Genomic DNA, 18,729 nt, shown 5'->3' with positions numbered 1-18,729 from the left:
GGGAAGGAATGGGTTGCGGTGATCGTTCGCCGGTGTGCTCAGGGCCTGGCCCAGCGGCGCAGCAGGTTGTGGTACACGCCCGTGAGCTGTACCAGGCGCGGGTCGTCGGGCGCCACCAGCGGCGTGAGTTGCTGGATGGACTGGTCCAGGTCGAACAGCAGCGTGCGCTCGCCCTCGTCCTGCACCAGGCTCTCGATCCAGAAGAACGATGCCACGCGCGCCCCGCGCGTGACGGGCGTGACGCGGTGCAGGCTGCTGGAGGGGTACAGCACCATGTCGCCGGCGGCCAGCTTCACGGCCTGCACGCCGAAGGGGCCCTCCACCTCCAGCTCGCCGCCGTCGTATTCCTCGGGCTCGGCCAGGAACAGCGTGGCCGACAGGTCGGTGCGCATCTGCTGGTGGCTGCCGGGCAGGAACATGAGCGCGCTGTCCACGTGCGCGCCGTAGGTGCCGCCGTCGGCGTAGCGGTTGAACTTCGGCGGGTAGATGGTGCGCGGCAGCGCGGCGCTGATGAACAGCGGCGTGCTGCTCAGCCGGCGCAGGATGTGCTGGCCCAGGCGCTGGCAGAGTTCGCTGCCGTCGGTGATCTGCTGGTTGCGCTTGACGCTCTTGGCCAGCGTGCCGGCGGTGGCGGCGCCGTCCTCCCAGGCGGCGGCGTCCAGTTGGGCGCGAAAGTCGCGCACCTCCGTCTTGGAGAGGACCTGGTCGATGGAGATCAGCATGGTGGTTGCGGTGTGAGGCAATTGGGGGTGATGTCGCAGAGCTGGGCACAGCCGGCCTGGGCCATGCAGGCGTGCAGCTCTTCGGTCAGCAGCTGCAGCATGTGGGCCACGCCCAGCGCACCCGCCACGGCCAGGGCGTACATCTGCAGGCGGCCGATGAGCACGGCGTCGGCGCCCAGTGCCAGGGCCTTGAAGGCGTCGGCGCCGCTGCGCACGCCGCCGTCCAGCAGCACGGGGTAGCCCTCGCCCACGGCGGCGCGCACGGCGGGCAGGCGATGCAGGGACGCGGGCGCGCCGTCCAGGCTGCGCCCGCCGTGGTTGGAGACGATGAGGCCGGCCGCGCCCGCCGCCTGCAGCGCGCGGGCGTCGTCGGAGTGCATGACGCCCTTGATCCATACGGGCAGGCGGGTCTCGCCCAGCAGCCAGCGCAGGTCGTCCCAGGTAGGGGCATGGCGCATGGCGCCCTGGAAGATGCGGCTGTCGTCCGCGCCCAGTACGGGCGGCGCGGGCGGTGGGTAGGCCGCCAGGTTGGCGGGCGTGCAGTCGGCGGGCATCACAAAACCCGCCTGCAGCGCGCTGCGGCTGGCCAGCTGGATGCTGGCGTCCAGCGTGAGCACGATGGCGCGGTAGCCCGCGGCCTCGGCGCGGCGCAGCAGGGCGAGCGTGTGTTCTCGCTCGGGCTGCAGGTACAGCTGGAACCAGCGCGCGGGGCCGGCGGCACCCGCGATCGTCTCCAGCGTGCACGACGACAGCGTGCTGGCCACCAGGCAGGTGCCCGTGGCCTGGGCGGCGCGGGCGGTGGCGACTTCTGCCTCGGAGTGGGCCAGGCGCTGGTGCGCCACCGGGGCCAGCAGCAGCGGGTGGGGCAGGTCCAGCCCACCCAGCGTGAGCCGCGTGTGGCCGCCGCGCACGTCGCGCAGCAGGCGCGGCACGATGGCCCAGGCGGCGAAGGCGGCGCGGTTGGCGGCCACCGTGCGGTCCCAGCCGCAGCCGCCGGCCACATAGGCAAGACGGCCCGCGTCCATGTGCTGGGGCGCGAGCCGTTCGTAATCGATGGCGTTCCAGACGCCTGCGGGAATATGTGGTGTCATCAAATTTGATAGCTGCCAGCGCTTGTCCATCAAGCGCTGGCAGCCTATTTGATTACAAGTCCAGGTTCAACGTCAGGCGCACTGCGCGGCCGTCGCCCTTGTACAGGAAGGCGCCCGAGCGGTACACGGCGGTGTAGTAGTCCTTGTCGGTCACGTTCAGCACGTTCAGGCGCAGGTCGGCGTGCTTGTTGATGCGGTAGGACGCGAACAGGTCGTACACGCTGAACGAGGGCACCGGCTGCGAGCACATGCCGTTGGTGTAGCCGGCGCCGGTGTCGGGCTGGCCGCCGCAGCGGCTGCTCTCGTAGCGCGCCACGGCGCCGAAGGAGAAGTCGCGCGTGAGCTGGTACTTGCCCTGTACGGTGAAGGAGCGGTCGGCGAAGTTGGACAGTGGGTTGCCCACGTTGGACGCCACGGCCGAGCGCAGCACCTTGGATTTCATGATCGCCGCTCCGGCTTGCAGCTGGAAGTTCTTGGTGAGATTGCCGGCCAGGCCCAGTTCGATGCCGCGCACGCGGTTCTTGCCGGTGTTGAAGGTGCCTTCAGTGTCGTAGTTGGCGCCCTCCATCACGTCGTCCTTGGTGGTCTGGAACACGGCGGCGGTGGCCAGCAGCTTGTCGTCCAGCAGGTTCCACTTGGTGCCCAGCTCGATGTTCTGCGAGGTCTCGGGCTTGGCGCCGGCGGCGCTGCCGTTGTGGATCACCAGGCCGCCGTAGCCGCTGCTCGTGCCGGTGTCGGGTTCGCCGCCGTTGATGTCCTGCGCCGTGCCGTAGCTTGCATAGACCATACCCATGGGGTTGATCTTGTAGCTCACACCCAGGTGGCCGTTGAGCAGTGTGTCGTTGAAGCCGTAGTTGCCCGTGATCGCGCCCGTCTGGTTGTTGCGGGTGTCCAGCGACAGGTCGTAGTGGTCGGCGCGCAGGCCGCCGAACACGGTCCACTGGTCGGTCAGGTCCACCGTGTCCATGGCCGACAGCGCGAAGGTCTTCACGCGCCAGTCGCGTGTCCAACTGCGGCGTTCGTAGCTGCGGCCGGCCAGGTCGCCCAGGTTGCTCACGGGGTTGCCGTTCAGATCAGTGATGCACCAGCCGGCCTGCGGGCCGTTGCGGCCCGAAACGCGGCAGTTGGTGGCGCCGGTGTTGGTCACGCCGTAGTTGCCGGACTTCACCTTGTGGTCGGTGTATTCGAAGCCGAAGATGAATTCATGCTTGAGGCTGCCGATCTGCTTGTCCCAGCGCAGGTTGCTCTGGTGCGCGAAATATTTCACGTCCTGCCAGCCGGTGTGGCCGCCGTCCAGCACGCCGGCCGTGCCGATCGGGTTGTTGGCCGCGTCCAGCACCGTGCCGTTGGAGGCTCCCGTGGTGGCGTAGCGGTTGTCCGACTGGCCGTAGCGCGTCAGGCTGGTGAGTTTGAGGTCGGGCGCAAAGCGGTAGGCGATGCGCGCGGTGACCGTGTCCACGTCGGAATTCAGGAAGTCGCTGTTCTGCGCATAGACCGGCACACCCGTGGCGGGGCGGCGGTTGGGCACCGTGCCCACGAGGTAGCCGCCCAGGTCGGGATGCTTGTCCTTGGCGCGCAGGCCGTAGTAGTCCAGCGTGACGGACAGGTCTTGGTTCAGCTCCCACAGGCCCGACAGCGCCAGGCCGTCGCGGCGGCGCTGCGAGGGGCTGCGGCCCGGCACGTCCTCGCCCGAGGTCAGGGCGTTGGCGCGCAGGGCGAACTTGTCGGTGAAGCCCTTGTTCATGTCCAGCGTCACGCGGTGGTGGCTGTCGGTGCCCACGCCGGCGGACACGCGTGTGAAGTCATAGTCCAGCGTGGCCTGCTTGGTCACGGCGTTCACCGCGCCGCCTGCCGAGCCGCGGCCCGCGAAGCTGGAGTTGGGGCCCTTGGTGATTTCGATCTGCTCGATGGCGAAGCTCTCGCGCGTGGTCATGCCGGGGTCGCGCAGGCCGTCCACGAACACGTCCGAGCGCGCCTCCTGGCCGCGGATGATGTAGCGGTCGCCAAAGGCGTTGCCGTTTTCGCCCGTTCCCAGGGTGATGCCGGGCTGCGCGGCCAGGATCTGCTTGAGGTCGGTGGCGCCGGAGTCGCGGATGGCCTCGCCGGTGACCACTTGGATGGTCTGCGGCGTCTCGGCCAGCGGGCGGGTGTGGCGCGTGTCGGCGGAGGTCTTGGCCTTGTAGGGCGCGCCGACCTCGGCGTTGGGGTTGGGATCGATGGCCTGCTCCTGCACCGTCACCGTGGGCAGCGTGGTGACGGGGGCGGGCGTAGGCTGCACCTGGGCGATGGCGCTCAGCGGCAGCAGGGCTGCGGCCATGCGCAGGCTCTTGGGCTTCTTGAGAGGGGAGGAGGAGGGCATTGCTGGAAACGAGAGGTTGGAATTATTCGCTAGGGATTATTGTTGCGAATCAATCTCGTTTGCGTCAATAAGTGCAAAAATGCCTCACCCACAGTGGCGGAAACGTCAGCAGCAGTGGTGTTTTGTGGTGGTTTGGCAACAAACACACGGTTGGGCGCGCGAAGTCCCGCCAAGTCCCGCCCAGCGCGGCAAGCATTCGGCCAATGCTGGCGCGTGCCCCGTTACCGGATGGCACACGGCGGCAGGGCGATCAGGCGTTGAGCAGCGCGCCGCCCTCGCGCCGGGCCGCGCCGGCGTCCATCAGTTCCTGCATCAGCTGCTCCGCCCATGCCACGGCCGTCTGGCCGGCAAAGTGTCGCTGGTGCAGCAGGCCGAAGTACGGTGTGGTCGCCAACCATGCATGCACTTGCGCCAGCGGCGCCTGCTGCCATTCCAGCAGCTTGTACTTGAGCAGCACCTTGGCCGCGTGGCGCGCGTGTTTGACTGGGTCGGCCTCGAAACCCGCAAGCCGGCGCCGCGCCCGCGCCAGCGCGGCGGGCACGTCGCCAAACACGCTGCCGTGGCCGGGGATCACGGTGAGCGGATCCAGCCGCTCGATCAGGTCCAGCGTGGCGCCCACCTCGGCAAAGGCCTGCTCGCCGTCCAGTTCGGGGAACACCACGCCGAAGCCGTTCTCCCAGAGCGCGTCGCCCGAGATCAGCACGCGCGCGCGCGGCTCGAACAGCACCACGGCATGGGTGTCATGCCCCGGGGCTGCGTGCACCTGCCACGCGCGGTCGCCCAGCTGCACCTCGGTGGCGGGGGGCAGCACGCCGTCGGCACGAAAGCGCGGGCACTCCTGGCCGGTGGGCACGTAGCTCAGCGCCACCGGGTCCCAGTCCTGCACCTGTGCCCACTGCCCCGGGGGGATGCGGGTGGCAAGCTGCGGCCAGCGCGCCTGCAGCGCGGCATTGCCGCCGCAATGGTCGCTGTGCAGGTGGGTATTGAGCAACTGGTCCAGCACACGCCCGCCCAGCGCCGACTCCACCAGCGCCACGGTTTGCGGCGCGTGGGCGCAGTAGCCGCTGTCCACCAGCGCCGTGCAGTCGCGCCCCAACAGCAGCACGTTGTTGGCCGACAGCCAGCCGCGCTCGATGACAATGATTTCCGGCGGTAGGGCAGGTGGAACAAGCGGCATCAGCTATGAAAATTGGAGTAACCGGAGCGCGGCATCACTTGCCGTCGCGCAGCTCCCGTCGCAGGATCTTGCCCACGTTGGTCTTGGGCAGTTCGTCGCGGAATTCGATGTATTTTGGCCGCTTGTAGCCGGTCAGGTGTTCATGGCAGTAGCGGACCACGTCGTCCTCGGTCAGCGAGGGGTCGCTGCGCACCACGAACACCTTGATGGCCTCGCCCTGCTTGTCGTCGGCCACGCCCACGGCGGCGCATTCCAGCACGCCCGGGCACAGGGCCACCACCTGCTCCAGTTCGTTGGGGAAGACGTTGAAGCCGCTCACCAGGATCATGTCCTTCTTGCGGTCGATGATGCGCGTATAGCCCTCCTCGTCCATCACGCCGATGTCGCCCGTGCGCATGAAGCCGTCGGGCGTGAAGGCCTTGGCATTTTCCTCGGGCTGGTTGTAGTAGCCGGGCATCACGTTGGGGCCCTTGATGCAGATTTCGCCCGCCGAGCCGATGGGCAGGCTCGCGCCTGCGTCGTCCTTGATGGCGATGTCGATGCCCGGCAGCGGCAGGCCGATGCTGCCGCTGAAGGCGGTGCTGTTCACCGGGTTGTTGGTGCCGATGGCGCAGGTCTCGCTCATGCCCCAGCCTTCGATCATGGTGGCGCCCGTCACGGCCTTCCACTGCTGGGCCGTGGCCTCGGTCGCGGCCATGCCGCCGGCCTGCGCCACGCACAGCTGCGAGAAATCCAGATGGCGGAACTGCGGGTTCTGCAGCAGTGCGTTGAACAGCGTGTTCACGGCGGGCAGCATGTGGAAGGGGCGCTTCTTCAGCACCTCCACGAACTTGGGGATGTCCCGCGGGTTCGGGATCAGCGTCAGGCGTGAGCCCTGGCGGATGGCCAGCAGGCACAGCGTGAGCGCGAAGATGTGGTACAGCGGCAGCGCGGCAATGCTGTTGGCGCGGCTCAGGTCGCCGATCTTGCCCAGCGCGGGGGTGAACCAGGCCTCGGCCTGCAGCGTCGCGGCGACGATGTTGCGCTGGGTGAGCACTGCGCCTTTGGACAGGCCCGTGGTGCCGCCCGTGTACTGCAGGAAGGCCGGCGTGTCGGGCGCGACGCGCGCCGGGGTCAGCGTGCGCCGCTCGCCCAGGGCCAGCGCGCGCTTGAAACTGATCACTTGGCGCCCGCCCGTCAGGGGCAGCTCGTACGCGGGCACCATCTTGGCCAGGTGGCGCACGGCAAAGGTGATCCAGCGTCCGTACCAGGCGCCCAGCAGGTCGCCCATGGAGGCGATCACCACATGCTGCACGGCCGTGTGGTCGATCACCTCGGCCAGCGTGTGCGCGAAGTTCTCCAGGATGACGATGGCCGTGGCGCCCGAGTCCTTGAGCTGGTGCTCCAGCTCGCGCGCGGTGTACAGCGGGTTCACGTTCACGCACGTGTAGCCCGCGCGCAGCACGGCGGCCATGGTCACCGCGAACTGCGGCACGTTGGGCAGCATGATGGCCACGCGCGCACCGGGTGCGAGACCCTGGCCCTGCAGCCACGCGCCGAGCCGGGCTGACAGGCGGTCGAGTTCGCGGTAGCTCATCCACCGGTCCATGCACACCGAGAACGGGCTGTCGGCGTGGCGGTGGAAGGATTCCTCCAGCATCTGCGCCACCGAGGGGTAGGCATCGGCATCCACGTCGTGCGGCACGCCAGCGGGGTAGTTCTTGAGCCAGATTCGTTCCATGCAAGGGTCCTCGTTGCGGTATGGGGCAAGATCGCACCGATTGTGGAAGTGGCCTTCGACGCGCCATACCGGGCTTGTCCTAGTCCGGATGCCGCAGAGGTCACCCAAGCGACACACCACAACCACCACAAGGGAGCTTCATGACGAACGCGCGTTGGCAACGCTGGGCGGTGGCCGTGCATCTGCTGTTGATCGCGGGCTGGATGGCCTGGTTCTGGGGCCGTTCGCCGGCGCTGGCGCTGGCGGGCGTGGCCGCGGTCCCGCTGATGTTCCGCCTGGGCATGGCGCCGCAATTTTTCTTGATGGCCTGGGTTTGCCGGGGGGATGCGACGCCGCGTCCGCGCGCCGGGCAACTGCTGCGCGCCTGGTGGGCCGAGTCACGCTGGGCCAGCCTGGTCTTCGGTTGGTGGCAGCCGTTCCGCCACCAGGCCGTGGCGGACTGGCTGCCACCGCGCGCGTCGGACGTGCCCGGCCCGCGCGGCGTGGTGCTGGTGCACGGCTTCCTGTGCAACCGAGGGTTCTGGACGCCCTGGCTGGCGCTGCTGCGTGCGCGCGGCCATGCCTTCGTGGCCGTGACGCTGGAGCCCGCCTTCGGCTCCATCGACGATTACTGCCGCACCATCGACGATGCCGTGCGCCGCGTGGCCGAGGCCACTGGGCGGACGCCGCTGATCGTGGGCCACAGCATGGGCGGTCTGGCCGCACGCGCCTGGCTGCGCGCCGTGCCGGGCAGCGAGCAGCGCGTGCACCGCATCGTCACGCTGGGATCGCCGCACCACGGCACCTGGCCCGCGCGCGGCGCACGCAGCACCAATGGCCGGCAGATGCGGTTGCACGGCCCCTGGGTGCGCCAGTTGGGGCAAGACGAGCCGCCGGCACGCGCCGCAGTCTTCGTGTGCTGGTACTCCAACTGCGACAACGTGGTCTATCCGCCCGCGGCCGCAATGCTGCAGGGCGCGGACAACCGCTTCATCGAGGGGGTGGCGCACGTCGAGATGGCGTTCCACCCGCGCGTGCTGCAGGACTGCCTGGCGCTGCTCGAGCAGCCCTGAGCGTGTCGGCGACGCGCTTCAGGCCGGGAGCGGCTCGCGCGCATCGGCCGCGAACTCGGGCTGGCCGCGCAGCCGTTCGTAGATCGGCGCGAAATCCTGCGCCGTGAGTTCGAAGAGCTGCTCGAAGCTGTCGATCACGAAGTAGGTCTGCTGGTAGGTGTCGATCTTGTAGCGCGTGCGCATGGTGCGTTCCAGCTCCAGTGGCAGGCGCTGCGGCTCGGGGCTGTGCACGGCGTAGGGCAGTTCGCCGCGCGAGCTGAGGATGCCCGCGCCATAGGCGCGCAGCCCGCCTTGCTCGCGGATCAGGCCGAACTCGATCGTGTACCAGTACAGCCGCGAGAGCATCTCGCACGCGCCCAGCCCGGCCGCCTTCAGACCGCCCTCACCATAGCGCTGCACATAGTCGGCAAACACCGGGTTGAACAGCAGCGGCACGTGGCCGAACAGGTCGTGGAACACGTCGGGCTCGACGATGTAGTCGAACTCCTGGGGCGTGCGGATCCAGTCGGTGACCGGGAATTTGCGGTTCGCCAGCAGCGAGAAGAACGGCACCTCGGGGATCAGCCCCGGCACGGCCACCAGCTCCCAGCGCGTGGCGCGGTACAGGCGTTCGTTCACGTCATCGAAGCGCGGGATGCGCTCCTTGGCGCCCAGCAGCGGCAGGGCCTGGATGAAGGCCTTGCTCGCCAGGCCCTGCAGCTGGGCCGACTGGCGCTGGTACAGGCGGTGGTAGGTGTCGTGGTCGGCGGCGGTGTAGGCCGCGAAGTTCTGCGCGCAGGTGTAATCCTCCTGCGCACGCGAATAGTCGCCGCGCGGCGGGCGGCTGGATTGTCCGTAGACGACGGGGGCTTGTCCCATGGTGCTTGTCTCCTTGTTGGAACCGCGCCGTCGTCGTGCACCGCCGGCCTGGTGTGGGCCGGCGGGCGGGAGTGCAGGACGGCGTTCAGTCGATGTGGATCTTGGCGGCCTTGATGAGGAATTCGTACTTGCCCAGTTCCGAGCGCACGAAGCTGCCGAAGCCGCCCAGCGTGAGTTCTTCGGGCGTCAGGCCCATTTTCTGGAACTGCGCCTTGCCGGCCGGCGAGTGCATGGCTTTCGAGAACGCCGTGGCGTACTTCTGTGCATCGGCGGCGGGCAGCGTGGCGGGGGCAAACAGCCCGAACCAGGTGGACACGTTGAAGCCGGGCACCTCGCTGTTGATGCTGGGCACGTGGGGCAGGGCGTCGTCGCTGCCCAGCGATGTCACGCCCAGCGCCTTGAGCTTGCCGCCCTGGATCAGCGGCAGTGACGACGCCAGGTTGTCGAACACGATGTCCACGCCGCCGTCCTGCAGCGCCTTGAGCGCCGGACCCGCGCCCTGGAAGGGCGCATGGGGCATGCGCGTGTTGGTGAGCGACTTGAACATCTCCCCGGCGATGTGGCCGATGCTGCCGTTGCCGCCCGAGCCGTACTTGAGCTGGTCCGGGTGGGCCTTCATGTACTTCACGAGGTCGGTGGTGGTGCTGATATCCAACGCCTTGGCCCGTTCGGCGCTCATCACCAGCACGTTCGGTGTGCGGGCGACGAGCACGATGGGCGTGAAATCCTTGACCGGGTTGTAGGGGAAATTCTTGTACAGCCATGGGTTCACGGCATGGGTGGCGACCGCACCCATCACCAGCAGGTTGCCGCTCTTGGGCGCCTTGGCCACCGTGTCTGCGCCCAGGTTGCCGCCGGCGCCCGGCTTGTTCTGCACCTGGATGGGCCCGAGCTGGGCCTGTGCCCCTTCGGCCAGGATGCGCGCGCTCTTGTCGAGCGGGCCTCCGGCCGCGTAGGGCACCACGATGGTCATGGGGGCGGATGCGTTCTGTGCCTGTACGGCGCAAGCCATGCACAGCGCAAGGGAACCCACCAATTGACGGCGACGCAACATTGAATTTCTCCCGAGTCTCTTTGAAAGGGCGCTCAGTAAAGAAAGCCGTTGTTGCAGTGCGTCATTCCATGGCCGGGCCGCGCCCAGGGCTCACGCCTGGGTCTGCAGGACGCCGCGCCGGATCTGGTCACGCTCCAGCGATTCGAACAGCGCCTTGAAGTTGCCTTCGCCGAAACCCTCGCGGTAGTTGCCCTGGCGTTCGATGAACTCAAAGAACACCGGCCCCAGCATGGGCGTGGAGAAGATCTGCAGCAGCAGACGGGGCGTGCCGTCGGCCGTGGTGCCGTCCAGCAGGATGCCGCGCGCCTGCAGTTCCGCCACGTTCTGGCCGTGACCCGGCAGGCGGGTGTCCAGCATGTCGTAATAGATGTCGTTGGGCGCCGGGGCCAGGGGCACGCCCGCCAGCCCCAGCTTGTCCACCACCTCGACGAGCGAGTCGCAGATCAGCGCGATGTGCTGGATGCCCTCGCCGTTGAACTGCATCAGGAATTCCTCGATCTGCCCGCCGCCCTGCTTGGCCTCTTCGTTCAGCGGGATGCGGATCTTGCCGTCCGGCGCGGTCATGGCCTTCGACGTCAGGCCCGTGTACTCGCCCTGGATGTCGAAGTAGCGGATCTCGCGGAAGTTGAAGAGCTTTTCGTAGAAATTGGCCCAGAATCCCATGCGGCCCCGGTACACGTTGTGCGTGAGGTGGTCGATCTCGTTCAGGCCGTGCCCCACAGGGCGCCGGTCCACGCCGGGCAGGAAGTCGAAGTCGATGTCGTAGATGGACTTGCCGTCCTCGAAGCGGTCGATCAGGTACAGCGGCGCGCCGCCGATGCCCTTGATGGCCGGCAGGCGCAGTTCCATGGGACCGGTGGGGATCTCGATCGGCTGGGCGCCCAGCTCCAGCGCACGCCGGTAGGCCTGGTGCGAATCCTTCACGCGAAAGGCCAGCCCGCAGGCCGAGGGGCCGTGTTCGGCGCCAAAGTACGCGGCCTGGCTGGCCGGCTCGCGGTTCAGGATGAAGTTGATCTGGTTCTGCCGGTACAGCAGCACGTCCTTGGACCGGTGGCGCGCCACCAGCGTGAATCCCAGCTTCTCGAACACCGCTTCCAGCAGCCCCGGGGTGGGCGAGGTGAACTCCACGAACTCGAAGCCCATCAGGCCCATGGGGTTCTCCCAGGCGTCGGCGTCGTGGGTGGCGCGAAGGGGCAGGGCGGCAGTCATCGGCAGTCTCCTTAGCAGGCCGTTGAAAAATCCCCCGCCGACGCCCGCGTTGGCCGCTACGATCTGAAGCCATCGGTGAACGACCCAGACGAGGACGATGAGAGGCAGTCAAGATTTCCAGGGGGCGATGTTCAGCTACATCAGCCTTGAAGAGCGCGTGCCGCAGGCACACCCGCTGCGCAAGTTGCGCGCGGTGGTTGATGCGCTGCTGGCAACCATGAACCGCGAGTTCGAAGCGGTGTACGCCCGCCGTGGCCGCCCATCGGTGCCACCGGAGATGCTGCTCAAGGCCTTGCTGCTGCAGATCCTGTTCTCCATCCGCAGCGAGCGCCAGTTGGTCGAAGCGATCAACTACAACCTGCTGTACCGCTGGTTCGTGGGCCTGAACATCGAAGACAAGGTCTGGGACCACTCCACTTTCAGCGCCAACCGCGAACGTCTGTTCAACGAAGACCTCGCCCGCGCCTTCTTCGAGCGCGTCAAGCTCAGTGCCCAGTGGGGCAAGCTCGCCAGCGACGAGCACTTCAGCGTGGACGGCACGCTCATTGACGCCTGGGCCTCGCACAAGAGCTTCAAGCGCAAAGACGACGACAGCGGCACGCCGCCTGGGCGCAACCCCGAGGTGGACTTCAAGGGGCAGGAGCGCTGCAACGACACCCACGAGAGCACCACGGACGCCGATGCCCGGCTGTTCAAGAAGAGCCAGGGCGACAAATCCCGCCTGTGCCACATGGGGCACATCCTCATGGAGAACCGCAACGGGCTGATCGTGGATGTCGAGATCACCCACGCCAGCGGCACGGCCGAGCGCGAGGCGGCGCTGGCCATGTTGGAGCGTCGGGGCAACAGGAACAAACGGGCCACGGTCGGTGCCGACAAGGGCTACGACAGCAAGGCCTTCATCAAAGGCTGCAGAAAGCTCAAAGTCACGCCCCACGTGGCGGCCAAGGACAAACACTCGGCGGTGGATGCGCGAGTGACACGGCACGAGGGCTACAAGACCAGCCTGAAGGTGCGCAAGCGCATCGAAGAGGCCTTTGGCTGGATCAAGACCGTCGGTGGTCTGGCAAAGACCAAGCTGATCGGTCAGGCCAAGCTCACGGGCCAGGCGCTGCTGTGCTTTGCCACCTACAACCTTGTGCGAATGGGCAGCATCGGCGGCTGGTGGGACGCGCATCATGCGTGAGCCCAGGGATACGTGCGCCCGAAATGGGCGGGAGGGCCTGCAAACCGGCCAGATGGGCCGTTGCAATCGCTGCGCAGACGCGTCTGGGCAGCTCGTGTCTTCGCACTCAGCGTCCCTGATGCGTTCGAAAAGCACTTTTTCAACGGCCTGTTAGGGTGTGTCGCTTCACTGTAGGAGGGGCGGGGCTCATGTTTCTGGCGAATGCGCACGGGTTTGAGTGTGGATATGCAGGAATGTTGCGCAACGTCAATGCGATGTGCAGTCATTTCGCGTTAAAGAACACGCGGGTGCGTCTCGTGCGGCGCTTGCCTAGAATCCGCCGCCATGAGCGAACGCACCCCCGCCCTCGACAAGCTGGACCGTGCCATCCTGCGCCGCCTGCAGGACAACGGCCGCGAGACCTATGACGTGATCGGCGAACAGGTGGGCCTGTCGCCCAGCGCCGTGTTGCGCCGCGCCAAGCGGCTGGAGGAAGAGGGCGTGATCGACCGCTACGTGGCACTGGTACGCCCCGAGCGCGTGGGCCTGGGACTGACCGCCTACCTGAACGTGCGCCTGGAAAAGCACACCGAGAGCCACAAGCGCAACCCGATGGACCTGTTCCGCGCCAGCGTGCAGACCTGGCCCGAGGTGGTGGAGTGCGCGTCGCTCACCGGCGAGATGGACTACCTGCTGCGCGTGGTGGTGGCCGACATGGCGCACTACAGCCGCTTCATCATGGACACGCTGCTGAAGCACCCCAGCGTGCAGGACTGCAAGACCAGCTTCGTGCTGGACCGGGTCAAGGCCACTACCGCCCTGCCGGTGTAGATAAAAAAGGCACGGCAGTCGCGTGGCGGACAGAGGAAGTCCTGTATTGATAGCTGCTTGCGCTTACTGGGTAAGGGCTAGAGGCCATTTTTCCCTTGGATCCGATTTCCCCCACTTTTTTGTTGCATTGCAGCATATGCGCCCCAGATTCCTAGGGAAAACCCTAGAATCGGCCGCATCATGCTTTCAACCAAAGACTGGCTTCGCGCTTCCTGGAATGCAGGGCGACAAATGCTGCGCCCCGCCGCCGGGGGACGCTTCCACCGAGGTTTTGCCATGAACACTGTGATGGTGCCCATCCGTTCGCTCGGCCCGCAGCACCGCGAGCGCATTGCCGCCCACCTGCTGCGCCTGGAGCCGCGCGACCGCTACCTGCGCTTTGGCTACGCCGCCAACGACGACCAGGTGCGCCGCTACGCCGAGTTGCTGGACTTCTCGCGCGACGAGGTGTTCGGCATCTTCAACCGCCGCCTGGAGTTGATCGCCATGGCCCATGTGGCGTTTGCGCCATCGGGTGAGTACGAAAGCTGCGCCGAGTTCGGCGTCTCGGTCTCGGCCACGGCGCGCGGGCGCGGCTACGGCGCGCGGCTGTTCGAGCGCGCGGTGATGCTGGCGCGCAACCGCGGCGTGAGCATGATGTTCATCCACGCGCTCACCGAGAACACGGCCATGCTCAAGATCGCGCGCAATGCCGGCGCCACGGTGCGCCGCGACGGATCCGAGTCCGAGGCGTACTTGCAGTTGCCGCCCGCGCGCTTCGACACGCGCGTGTCCGAGATCATGGCCGAGCATTTCGGCGAAGTGGACTACCAGCTCAAGAAGCAGGCGCGGCAGTTCTGGCGTTTCCTGGCCGACCTGCAGGAAATCCGCCAGGGCGTGCGCGACGGCCGCCACCAGGCCGCCGAGTAGGCAGGCGCGCCCCCGGCGTGCCCCGCGGGTGCGCGGGGCGATCCGCTATCCTTGGGGGCTGATCCACTCCCTGCACAACCTGCACCCGTCCCCGTGTCCGACCCCCACCCTGCGCGCGCCTCCGACAAGGAGGACAAGCGCACGTTCCTGCAGCGCCTCGTCGAGTTCATCAACCCCGGGCCGGACTCGACGGCCGAGCTCATCGCCACGCTGGCCGAGGCCGAGGACAACGACGTCATCAATGCCGATGCGCGGGTGATGCTGGAGCGCGTGCTGCGCATGGCCGAGATGACCGCGGGCGACGTGCTGGTGCCCGCGCCACGCATGGACATGCTGGACATCGACGCGCCGGTGGACGAGCTCATGCACCAGGTGCTGCACACCGCGCACTCGCGCTTTCCGGTGTACCAGGGCGAGCGCGACAACATCATCGGCATCCTGCTGGCCAAGGATCTGCTCAAGCTCTGGCGCTCGCCGGGGCTGAACGTGCGCACGCTGGTGCGCCCGGCGCTGTTCGTGCCCGAGAGCAAGGGCCTGCATGACCTGGGGCGTGAGTTTCGCAACACGCGCAACCACATGGCCATCGCCATCGACGAGTTCGGCCGCATCGCCGGTCTGGTGACGTTCGAGGACGTGATCGAGCAGATCGTGGGCGAGATCGAGGACGAATTCGACATCCCCGAGGACGAGGGCGACATCTTCGGCCTGGCCGACCGCACCTTCCGCGTGAGCGGCGACACGCCCGTGGAGCGCGTGGCCGAGGCCTTCGGCGTGGCGCTGCAGGGCAGCGACCCCGATGAGAGCTTTGACACCATCGGCGGCCTGATCGCGCACGAGCTGGGCCGCATGCCGCGCAAGGGAGAGTCCGTGGTGCTCGGCGGCCTGCAGTTTGTGGTGATGCACACCAAGGGCGGGTCGGTGCGCTGGTTCAAGGTCGCACCGGCGGCGGCCACGCCCGAGTCCGAACGCTGATGGCCGTCGCACCGCCCCTGGCCGCGCACGCACCGCGCCGCGGCCCGTTGCCCTGGGTGCTGGCACTGGTGGCCGGGCTGGCGCAGGCCGCATCGCTGGCCTGGCCCTGGGGCGGACAGCCGCTGTGGTGGCTGCAGATCCTGTCGCTGGCCTTGTGGGCGCATGTGCTACTGGGCGCCGGCGGTACACGCCGGGCCGGCCTGCTGGGCTGGGTGTTCGCCACGGCGTGGCTCGCGGGCACGTTCTGGTGGCTGTTCATCTCCATGCACACGTATGGGGGACTGGCCGCGCCGCTGGCCGTGCTGGCGGTGCTGGGGCTGGCGGCGTTCCTCGGCAGTTATTACGCAGCGGTTTCTGCATGTTTTTGGACTCTAGCGCCTGTCCATAGAGCGCTGGCAGCTATCGTTTTTGCTGCGCTGTGGTTGTTGGCGGAACTGGCACGCGGCCAATGGTGGACCGGCTTTCCCTGGGGCGCTGGCGGCTACGCGCATGTGCAGGGGCCCCTGGCCGCGCTGGCGCGCAGCGTGGGCGTGTACGGCATCGGTGCCGCGGCGGCGCTCTTGGCCATGATGCTGGCGCAGGCGCGCCGCGCCGACCTGCGCAACGCACGGGCCTGGGCGCTGGTCCTCGCGCTCACGGCCGTGGGGGCAGGGGCCGCCTGGCAGCGCCACTGCGCCGTCGAGGGCTGCGGTGCCCCGCCGCCCGTGCATGCGCCCCTGTCGCTGGCGCTGCTGCAGGGCAACATCCCGCAGGACGAGAAGTTCCAGCCCGGCAGTGGCGTGCCGATGGCGCTGCAGTGGTATTACGACCAGATCCACGCGGCCAAGGCCAGCCTGGTGGTGGCGCCCGAGACGGCCATCCCCCTGCTGCCGCAGCAGCTGGTGCCCGGCTATTTGGAGGGCATGGCCGAGCGCTATGCCGCAGGCGGCCAGGCGCTGCTGCTGGGCATCCCGCTGGGCAGCCTGGAAGAGGGCTATACCAACTCGGTGCTGGGCTTTGCGCCCGAGCAGCCGCAGCCCTACCGCTACGACAAGCACCACCTGGTGCCGTTCGGCGAGTTCATCCCGCCGTTCTTCCGCTGGTTCACCGAGATGATGAACATCCCCCTGGGCGACTTCAACCGCGGCGCGGTGGGTCAGCCGTCGCTGGCGTGGGCAGGCGAGCGCATAGCGCCCAATATCTGCTACGAGGACTTGTTCGGCGAGGAAATCGGCGTGCGCTTTCTCGACCCGGCGAGCAGCCCGACCATCCTCGTGAACCTGAGCAACATCGGCTGGTTCGGCAACACCGTGGCGGTGGACCAGCACCTGGCCATCAGCCGTCTGCGCGCGCTGGAGTTCGAGCGTCCCATGGTGCGTGCCACCAACACCGGCGCCACGGCGGTGATCGACCACCGCGGGCAGGTCACGCACCGCATGCCGGCCTATCAGCGCGGCGTGCTGCGCGCCCAGGTGCAGGGGCGTGGTGGCGCCGCCACGCCGTACGCCCGGTGGGTGGCGCGCTGGGGGCTTTGGCCCCTGTGGGCGCTCGGGTTTGCAGTGGCGGGGCTGGCCTGGTGCCTGCGCGGGCGCACAGGGCGGGCGCGGGCTGGAAATTGATCCAGATCATCCCGGCGCGGTAGCCAGCGGGCTTTCCCGGGGCACGGTTACAGGCCAGAGCGCGCGCGAGCCTGGATAATAGAGGGCCTTCGCCGCCCGTGGCCGCGGGCCGCGCGCTGATTTTTTTGCATCAACGACAACCACCTACCGCGGCGGCACGGGCCGTCTGGAGCACGATTGACAATGGCTGATTCCTTCTCGTACGAACAACTCATCGCCTCGGGCGAGGGCCGGTTGTTCGGTCCGGACAGCGGGCGCCTGCCCCTGCCCCCCATGCTGATGTTCGATCGCATCACGCACATCGACACCGACGGCGGCGCGCATGGCCTGGGAAGGATCGTGGCCGAACTCGACGTCAAGCCCGACCTGTGGTTCTTCGCCTGCCATTTCCAGGGTGACCCGGTCATGCCCGGCTGCCTGGGGCTGGATGCCATGTGGCAGCTCATCGGCTTCTATCTCACCTGGCTGCGCCTGCCGGGCCGTGGCCGCGCGCTGGGCGCGGGCGAGGTCAAGTTCACCGGCGAGGTGGGCCCGGACGTAAAGCTCGTGACCTACGAAATCGACCTCAAGCGCGTCATCAAGCGCAAACTCAACATGGCCATCGGCGATGCACGCCTGCTGGCCGACGGCAAGGAAATCTACGTGGCCAACGACCTGCGCGTGGGTCTGTTCCTGCGCGAAGGCGACGCACAGGGAAGCGCAGCATGACCAAGAAACGGGTGGTGATCACGGGCGCGGGCATCGTCTCGTGCATTGGCAACGATCTGCAGACCGTGGAGGAGGCGCTGCGCGCCAGCCGCTCCGGCATCAAGGCCGTGCCCCAGTTCACCGAGCTGGGCCTGCGCAGCCAGGTGGCGGGCGTGCCTGAGATCGACGTCGAGGCGCGCATCGACCGCAAGCAGCTGCGCTTCATGGGCGACGCCGCGGCCTATGCGCAGATTGCCCTGGAAGACGCCATCCAGCAGGCCGGCCTCACCCCCGAACAGGTCAGCCACCCGCGCACCGGCCTCATCATGGGCTCGGGCGGCGGCTCTCCCGCCAACCAGATCGAGGCGGCCGACACGCTGCGCGAAAAAGGCATCCGCCGCGTGGGACCCTACCAGGTCACGCGCTGCATGAGCTCCACCGTCTCGGCGTGCCTTGCGACCAACTTCAAGGTCAAGGGCATCAACTATTCCATTACCTCGGCCTGCTCCACCTCGGCGCACTGCATCGGCGCCGCTGCGCAGCAGATCGCCTGGGGCCTGCAGGACGTGATGTTCGCCGGCGGCGGCGAAGAGCTGTCCTGGGGCATGTCGCTGCTGTTCGACGGCATGGGCGCCATGTCCAGCAAGTACAACGCCACGCCCGAGAAGGCCTCGCGCGCTTATGACGCCAACCGCGACGGCTTCGTGATCGCCGGCGGCGGTGGTGCCGTGGTGCTGGAAAGCCTGGAGCATGCACTGGCACGCGGCGCCACCATCCTGGGTGAGGTCGTGGGCTTCGGCGCCACGAGCGACGGCGAAGATATGGTGGCCCCGTCGGGCGACGGCGCCATCGCCTGCATGCAGCAGGCCATGGAAGGACTGGGCGCGCCCATCGACTACATCAACACCCACGGCACCTCCACGCCTGTGGGCGACATGCAGGAAGTGCGTGCCATGCAGGCGGTGTTCGGCGAGGCCGTGCCGCCGTTCTCCAGCACCAAGTCGCTCACCGGCCATTCGCTGGGCGCCACCGGCGTGCAGGAAGCGATCTACTGCCTGATCATGCTGAACAAGGGCTTCATCGCCGGTTCGGCCAACGTGGAGACACCCGACCCGCTGCTGGGCTCCATGCCGCTGGTGACCCAGACGCGCGACGCGCAGTTGACACACGTGCTGTCCAACAGCTTTGGCTTTGGCGGCACCAACGCCAGCCTGGTGCTGCGCCGCTGGCAAGGCCAGTGACGGCCTCGGGCCAGGTACGACGGGGGCTGCGGCCCCCGTTTTGCTTGGACGCCTAAAATTGCCGGTTCGCGCGTGCGAGCGCGC

At 67.8% G+C, this 18,729-nt stretch carries 16 protein-coding genes; 8 read left to right on the top strand and 8 right to left on the bottom strand.

Annotated features, from left to right (window positions below; translation table 11 throughout):
* Positions 1-38: 38 nt before the first annotated feature.
* From I3K84_RS10475 to I3K84_RS10455, 5 genes are all read right to left on the bottom strand, one after another.
* Positions 39-722 (bottom strand): Fe2+-dependent dioxygenase, encoded by a 684-nt coding sequence (locus I3K84_RS10475; protein ID WP_196994455.1) that lies wholly within the window; start codon positions 720-722, stop codon positions 39-41.
* Positions 716-1,813, bottom strand: a complete 1,098-nt coding sequence (locus I3K84_RS10470; RefSeq protein ID WP_196994454.1) for an alpha-hydroxy acid oxidase — start codon at positions 1,811-1,813, stop codon at positions 716-718. The genes I3K84_RS10475 and I3K84_RS10470 overlap by 7 nt, the downstream gene beginning before the upstream one ends.
* A gap of 52 nt (positions 1,814-1,865) precedes the next feature.
* Positions 1,866-4,172 carry a TonB-dependent siderophore receptor gene (locus I3K84_RS10465; RefSeq protein ID WP_196994453.1) on the bottom strand — a complete coding sequence of 769 codons (2,307 nt, stop codon included), beginning with the start codon at positions 4,170-4,172 and terminating at the stop codon, positions 1,866-1,868.
* 250 nt (positions 4,173-4,422) lie between these two features.
* The gene (locus I3K84_RS10460) at positions 4,423-5,349 is read right to left on the bottom strand and encodes an MBL fold metallo-hydrolase (protein WP_196994452.1); all 927 of its coding nucleotides are present in this window, start codon (positions 5,347-5,349) and stop codon (positions 4,423-4,425) included.
* Between the two features lie 34 nt (positions 5,350-5,383).
* Positions 5,384-7,069, bottom strand: a complete 1,686-nt coding sequence (locus I3K84_RS10455) for an AMP-binding protein (RefSeq protein ID WP_047350070.1) — start codon at positions 7,067-7,069, stop codon at positions 5,384-5,386.
* A 140-nt stretch (positions 7,070-7,209) separates the two neighbouring features.
* On the opposite strand from I3K84_RS10455, the gene I3K84_RS10450 reads away from it, so the two are divergent.
* Positions 7,210-8,121: a triacylglycerol lipase gene (locus tag I3K84_RS10450; RefSeq protein WP_196994451.1), complete on the top strand. Its 912-nt coding sequence runs from the start codon at positions 7,210-7,212 to the stop codon at positions 8,119-8,121.
* An 18-nt stretch (positions 8,122-8,139) separates the two neighbouring features.
* Here the strand turns inward: I3K84_RS10450 and phhA are convergent, their stop codons facing one another.
* The 3 genes from phhA to hppD form a co-directional block, all read right to left on the bottom strand.
* Positions 8,140-8,979, bottom strand: coding sequence for a phenylalanine 4-monooxygenase (gene phhA, locus I3K84_RS10445; protein WP_172205770.1), 840 nt, complete (start codon positions 8,977-8,979; stop codon positions 8,140-8,142).
* 85 nt (positions 8,980-9,064) lie between these two features.
* A complete protein-coding gene (locus tag I3K84_RS10440; RefSeq protein WP_172205772.1) occupies positions 9,065-10,033 on the bottom strand; it encodes a tripartite tricarboxylate transporter substrate binding protein in 969 nt (322 codons plus the stop codon).
* 90 nt (positions 10,034-10,123) lie between these two features.
* Positions 10,124-11,242 (bottom strand): 4-hydroxyphenylpyruvate dioxygenase, encoded by a 1,119-nt coding sequence (gene hppD, locus I3K84_RS10435; protein WP_047350074.1) that lies wholly within the window; start codon positions 11,240-11,242, stop codon positions 10,124-10,126.
* A gap of 97 nt (positions 11,243-11,339) precedes the next feature.
* On the opposite strand from hppD, the gene I3K84_RS10430 reads away from it, so the two are divergent.
* From I3K84_RS10430 to fabB, 7 genes are all read left to right on the top strand, one after another.
* Positions 11,340-12,428 carry an IS5-like element ISDisp1 family transposase gene (locus I3K84_RS10430; protein ID WP_011803559.1) on the top strand — a complete coding sequence of 363 codons (1,089 nt, stop codon included), beginning with the start codon at positions 11,340-11,342 and terminating at the stop codon, positions 12,426-12,428.
* A gap of 324 nt (positions 12,429-12,752) precedes the next feature.
* Positions 12,753-13,238 carry an Lrp/AsnC family transcriptional regulator gene (locus I3K84_RS10425; protein WP_011803980.1) on the top strand — a complete coding sequence of 162 codons (486 nt, stop codon included), beginning with the start codon at positions 12,753-12,755 and terminating at the stop codon, positions 13,236-13,238.
* Between the two features lie 180 nt (positions 13,239-13,418).
* A complete protein-coding gene (locus I3K84_RS10420) occupies positions 13,419-14,147 on the top strand; it encodes a GNAT family N-acetyltransferase (RefSeq protein ID WP_196994450.1) in 729 nt (242 codons plus the stop codon).
* Between the two features lie 93 nt (positions 14,148-14,240).
* Positions 14,241-15,119: an HlyC/CorC family transporter gene (locus I3K84_RS10415; RefSeq protein ID WP_041835866.1), complete on the top strand. Its 879-nt coding sequence runs from the start codon at positions 14,241-14,243 to the stop codon at positions 15,117-15,119.
* Entirely contained in the window at positions 15,119-16,717 is a 1,599-nt protein-coding gene (lnt, locus tag I3K84_RS10410) for an apolipoprotein N-acyltransferase (RefSeq protein ID WP_196994449.1), read from the top strand. The genes I3K84_RS10415 and lnt overlap by 1 nt, the downstream gene beginning before the upstream one ends.
* 183 nt (positions 16,718-16,900) lie before the next feature.
* A complete protein-coding gene (gene fabA / locus I3K84_RS10405; RefSeq protein WP_047350077.1) occupies positions 16,901-17,425 on the top strand; it encodes a 3-hydroxyacyl-[acyl-carrier-protein] dehydratase FabA in 525 nt (174 codons plus the stop codon).
* Positions 17,422-18,645 (top strand): beta-ketoacyl-ACP synthase I, encoded by a 1,224-nt coding sequence (fabB, locus tag I3K84_RS10400; RefSeq protein ID WP_011803985.1) that lies wholly within the window; start codon positions 17,422-17,424, stop codon positions 18,643-18,645. The genes fabA and fabB overlap by 4 nt, the downstream gene beginning before the upstream one ends.
* Positions 18,646-18,729: the final 84 nt, after the last annotated feature.

The organism is Diaphorobacter sp. JS3051 (assembly GCF_015832135.1).
Taxonomy (GTDB): Bacteria; Pseudomonadota; Gammaproteobacteria; order Burkholderiales; family Burkholderiaceae_C; genus Diaphorobacter; species Diaphorobacter nitroreducens.
This window is presented reverse-complemented; position numbering and strand designations above follow the sequence as displayed.

Bases quoted from the DNA above. Each gene is read 5' to 3' on its own strand.
- I3K84_RS10475 (WP_196994455.1), bottom strand. From the start codon at position 722: ATGCTGATCTCCATCGACCAGGTCCTCTCCAAGACGGAGGTGCGCGAC.
- I3K84_RS10470 (WP_196994454.1), bottom strand. From the start codon at position 1,813: ATGACACCACATATTCCCGCAGGCGTCTGGAACGCCATCGATTACGAA.
- I3K84_RS10465 (WP_196994453.1), bottom strand. From the start codon at position 4,172: ATGCCCTCCTCCTCCCCTCTCAAGAAGCCCAAGAGCCTGCGCATGGCC.
- I3K84_RS10460 (WP_196994452.1), bottom strand. From the start codon at position 5,349: ATGCCGCTTGTTCCACCTGCCCTACCGCCGGAAATCATTGTCATCGAG.
- I3K84_RS10455 (WP_047350070.1), bottom strand. From the start codon at position 7,069: ATGGAACGAATCTGGCTCAAGAACTACCCCGCTGGCGTGCCGCACGAC.
- I3K84_RS10450 (WP_196994451.1), top strand. From the start codon at position 7,210: ATGACGAACGCGCGTTGGCAACGCTGGGCGGTGGCCGTGCATCTGCTG.
- phhA (WP_172205770.1), bottom strand. From the start codon at position 8,979: ATGGGACAAGCCCCCGTCGTCTACGGACAATCCAGCCGCCCGCCGCGC.
- I3K84_RS10440 (WP_172205772.1), bottom strand. From the start codon at position 10,033: ATGTTGCGTCGCCGTCAATTGGTGGGTTCCCTTGCGCTGTGCATGGCT.
- hppD (WP_047350074.1), bottom strand. From the start codon at position 11,242: ATGACTGCCGCCCTGCCCCTTCGCGCCACCCACGACGCCGACGCCTGG.
- I3K84_RS10430 (WP_011803559.1), top strand. From the start codon at position 11,340: ATGAGAGGCAGTCAAGATTTCCAGGGGGCGATGTTCAGCTACATCAGC.
- I3K84_RS10425 (WP_011803980.1), top strand. From the start codon at position 12,753: ATGAGCGAACGCACCCCCGCCCTCGACAAGCTGGACCGTGCCATCCTG.
- I3K84_RS10420 (WP_196994450.1), top strand. From the start codon at position 13,419: ATGCTTTCAACCAAAGACTGGCTTCGCGCTTCCTGGAATGCAGGGCGA.
- lnt (WP_196994449.1), top strand. From the start codon at position 15,119: ATGGCCGTCGCACCGCCCCTGGCCGCGCACGCACCGCGCCGCGGCCCG.
- fabA (WP_047350077.1), top strand. From the start codon at position 16,901: ATGGCTGATTCCTTCTCGTACGAACAACTCATCGCCTCGGGCGAGGGC.
- fabB (WP_011803985.1), top strand. From the start codon at position 17,422: ATGACCAAGAAACGGGTGGTGATCACGGGCGCGGGCATCGTCTCGTGC.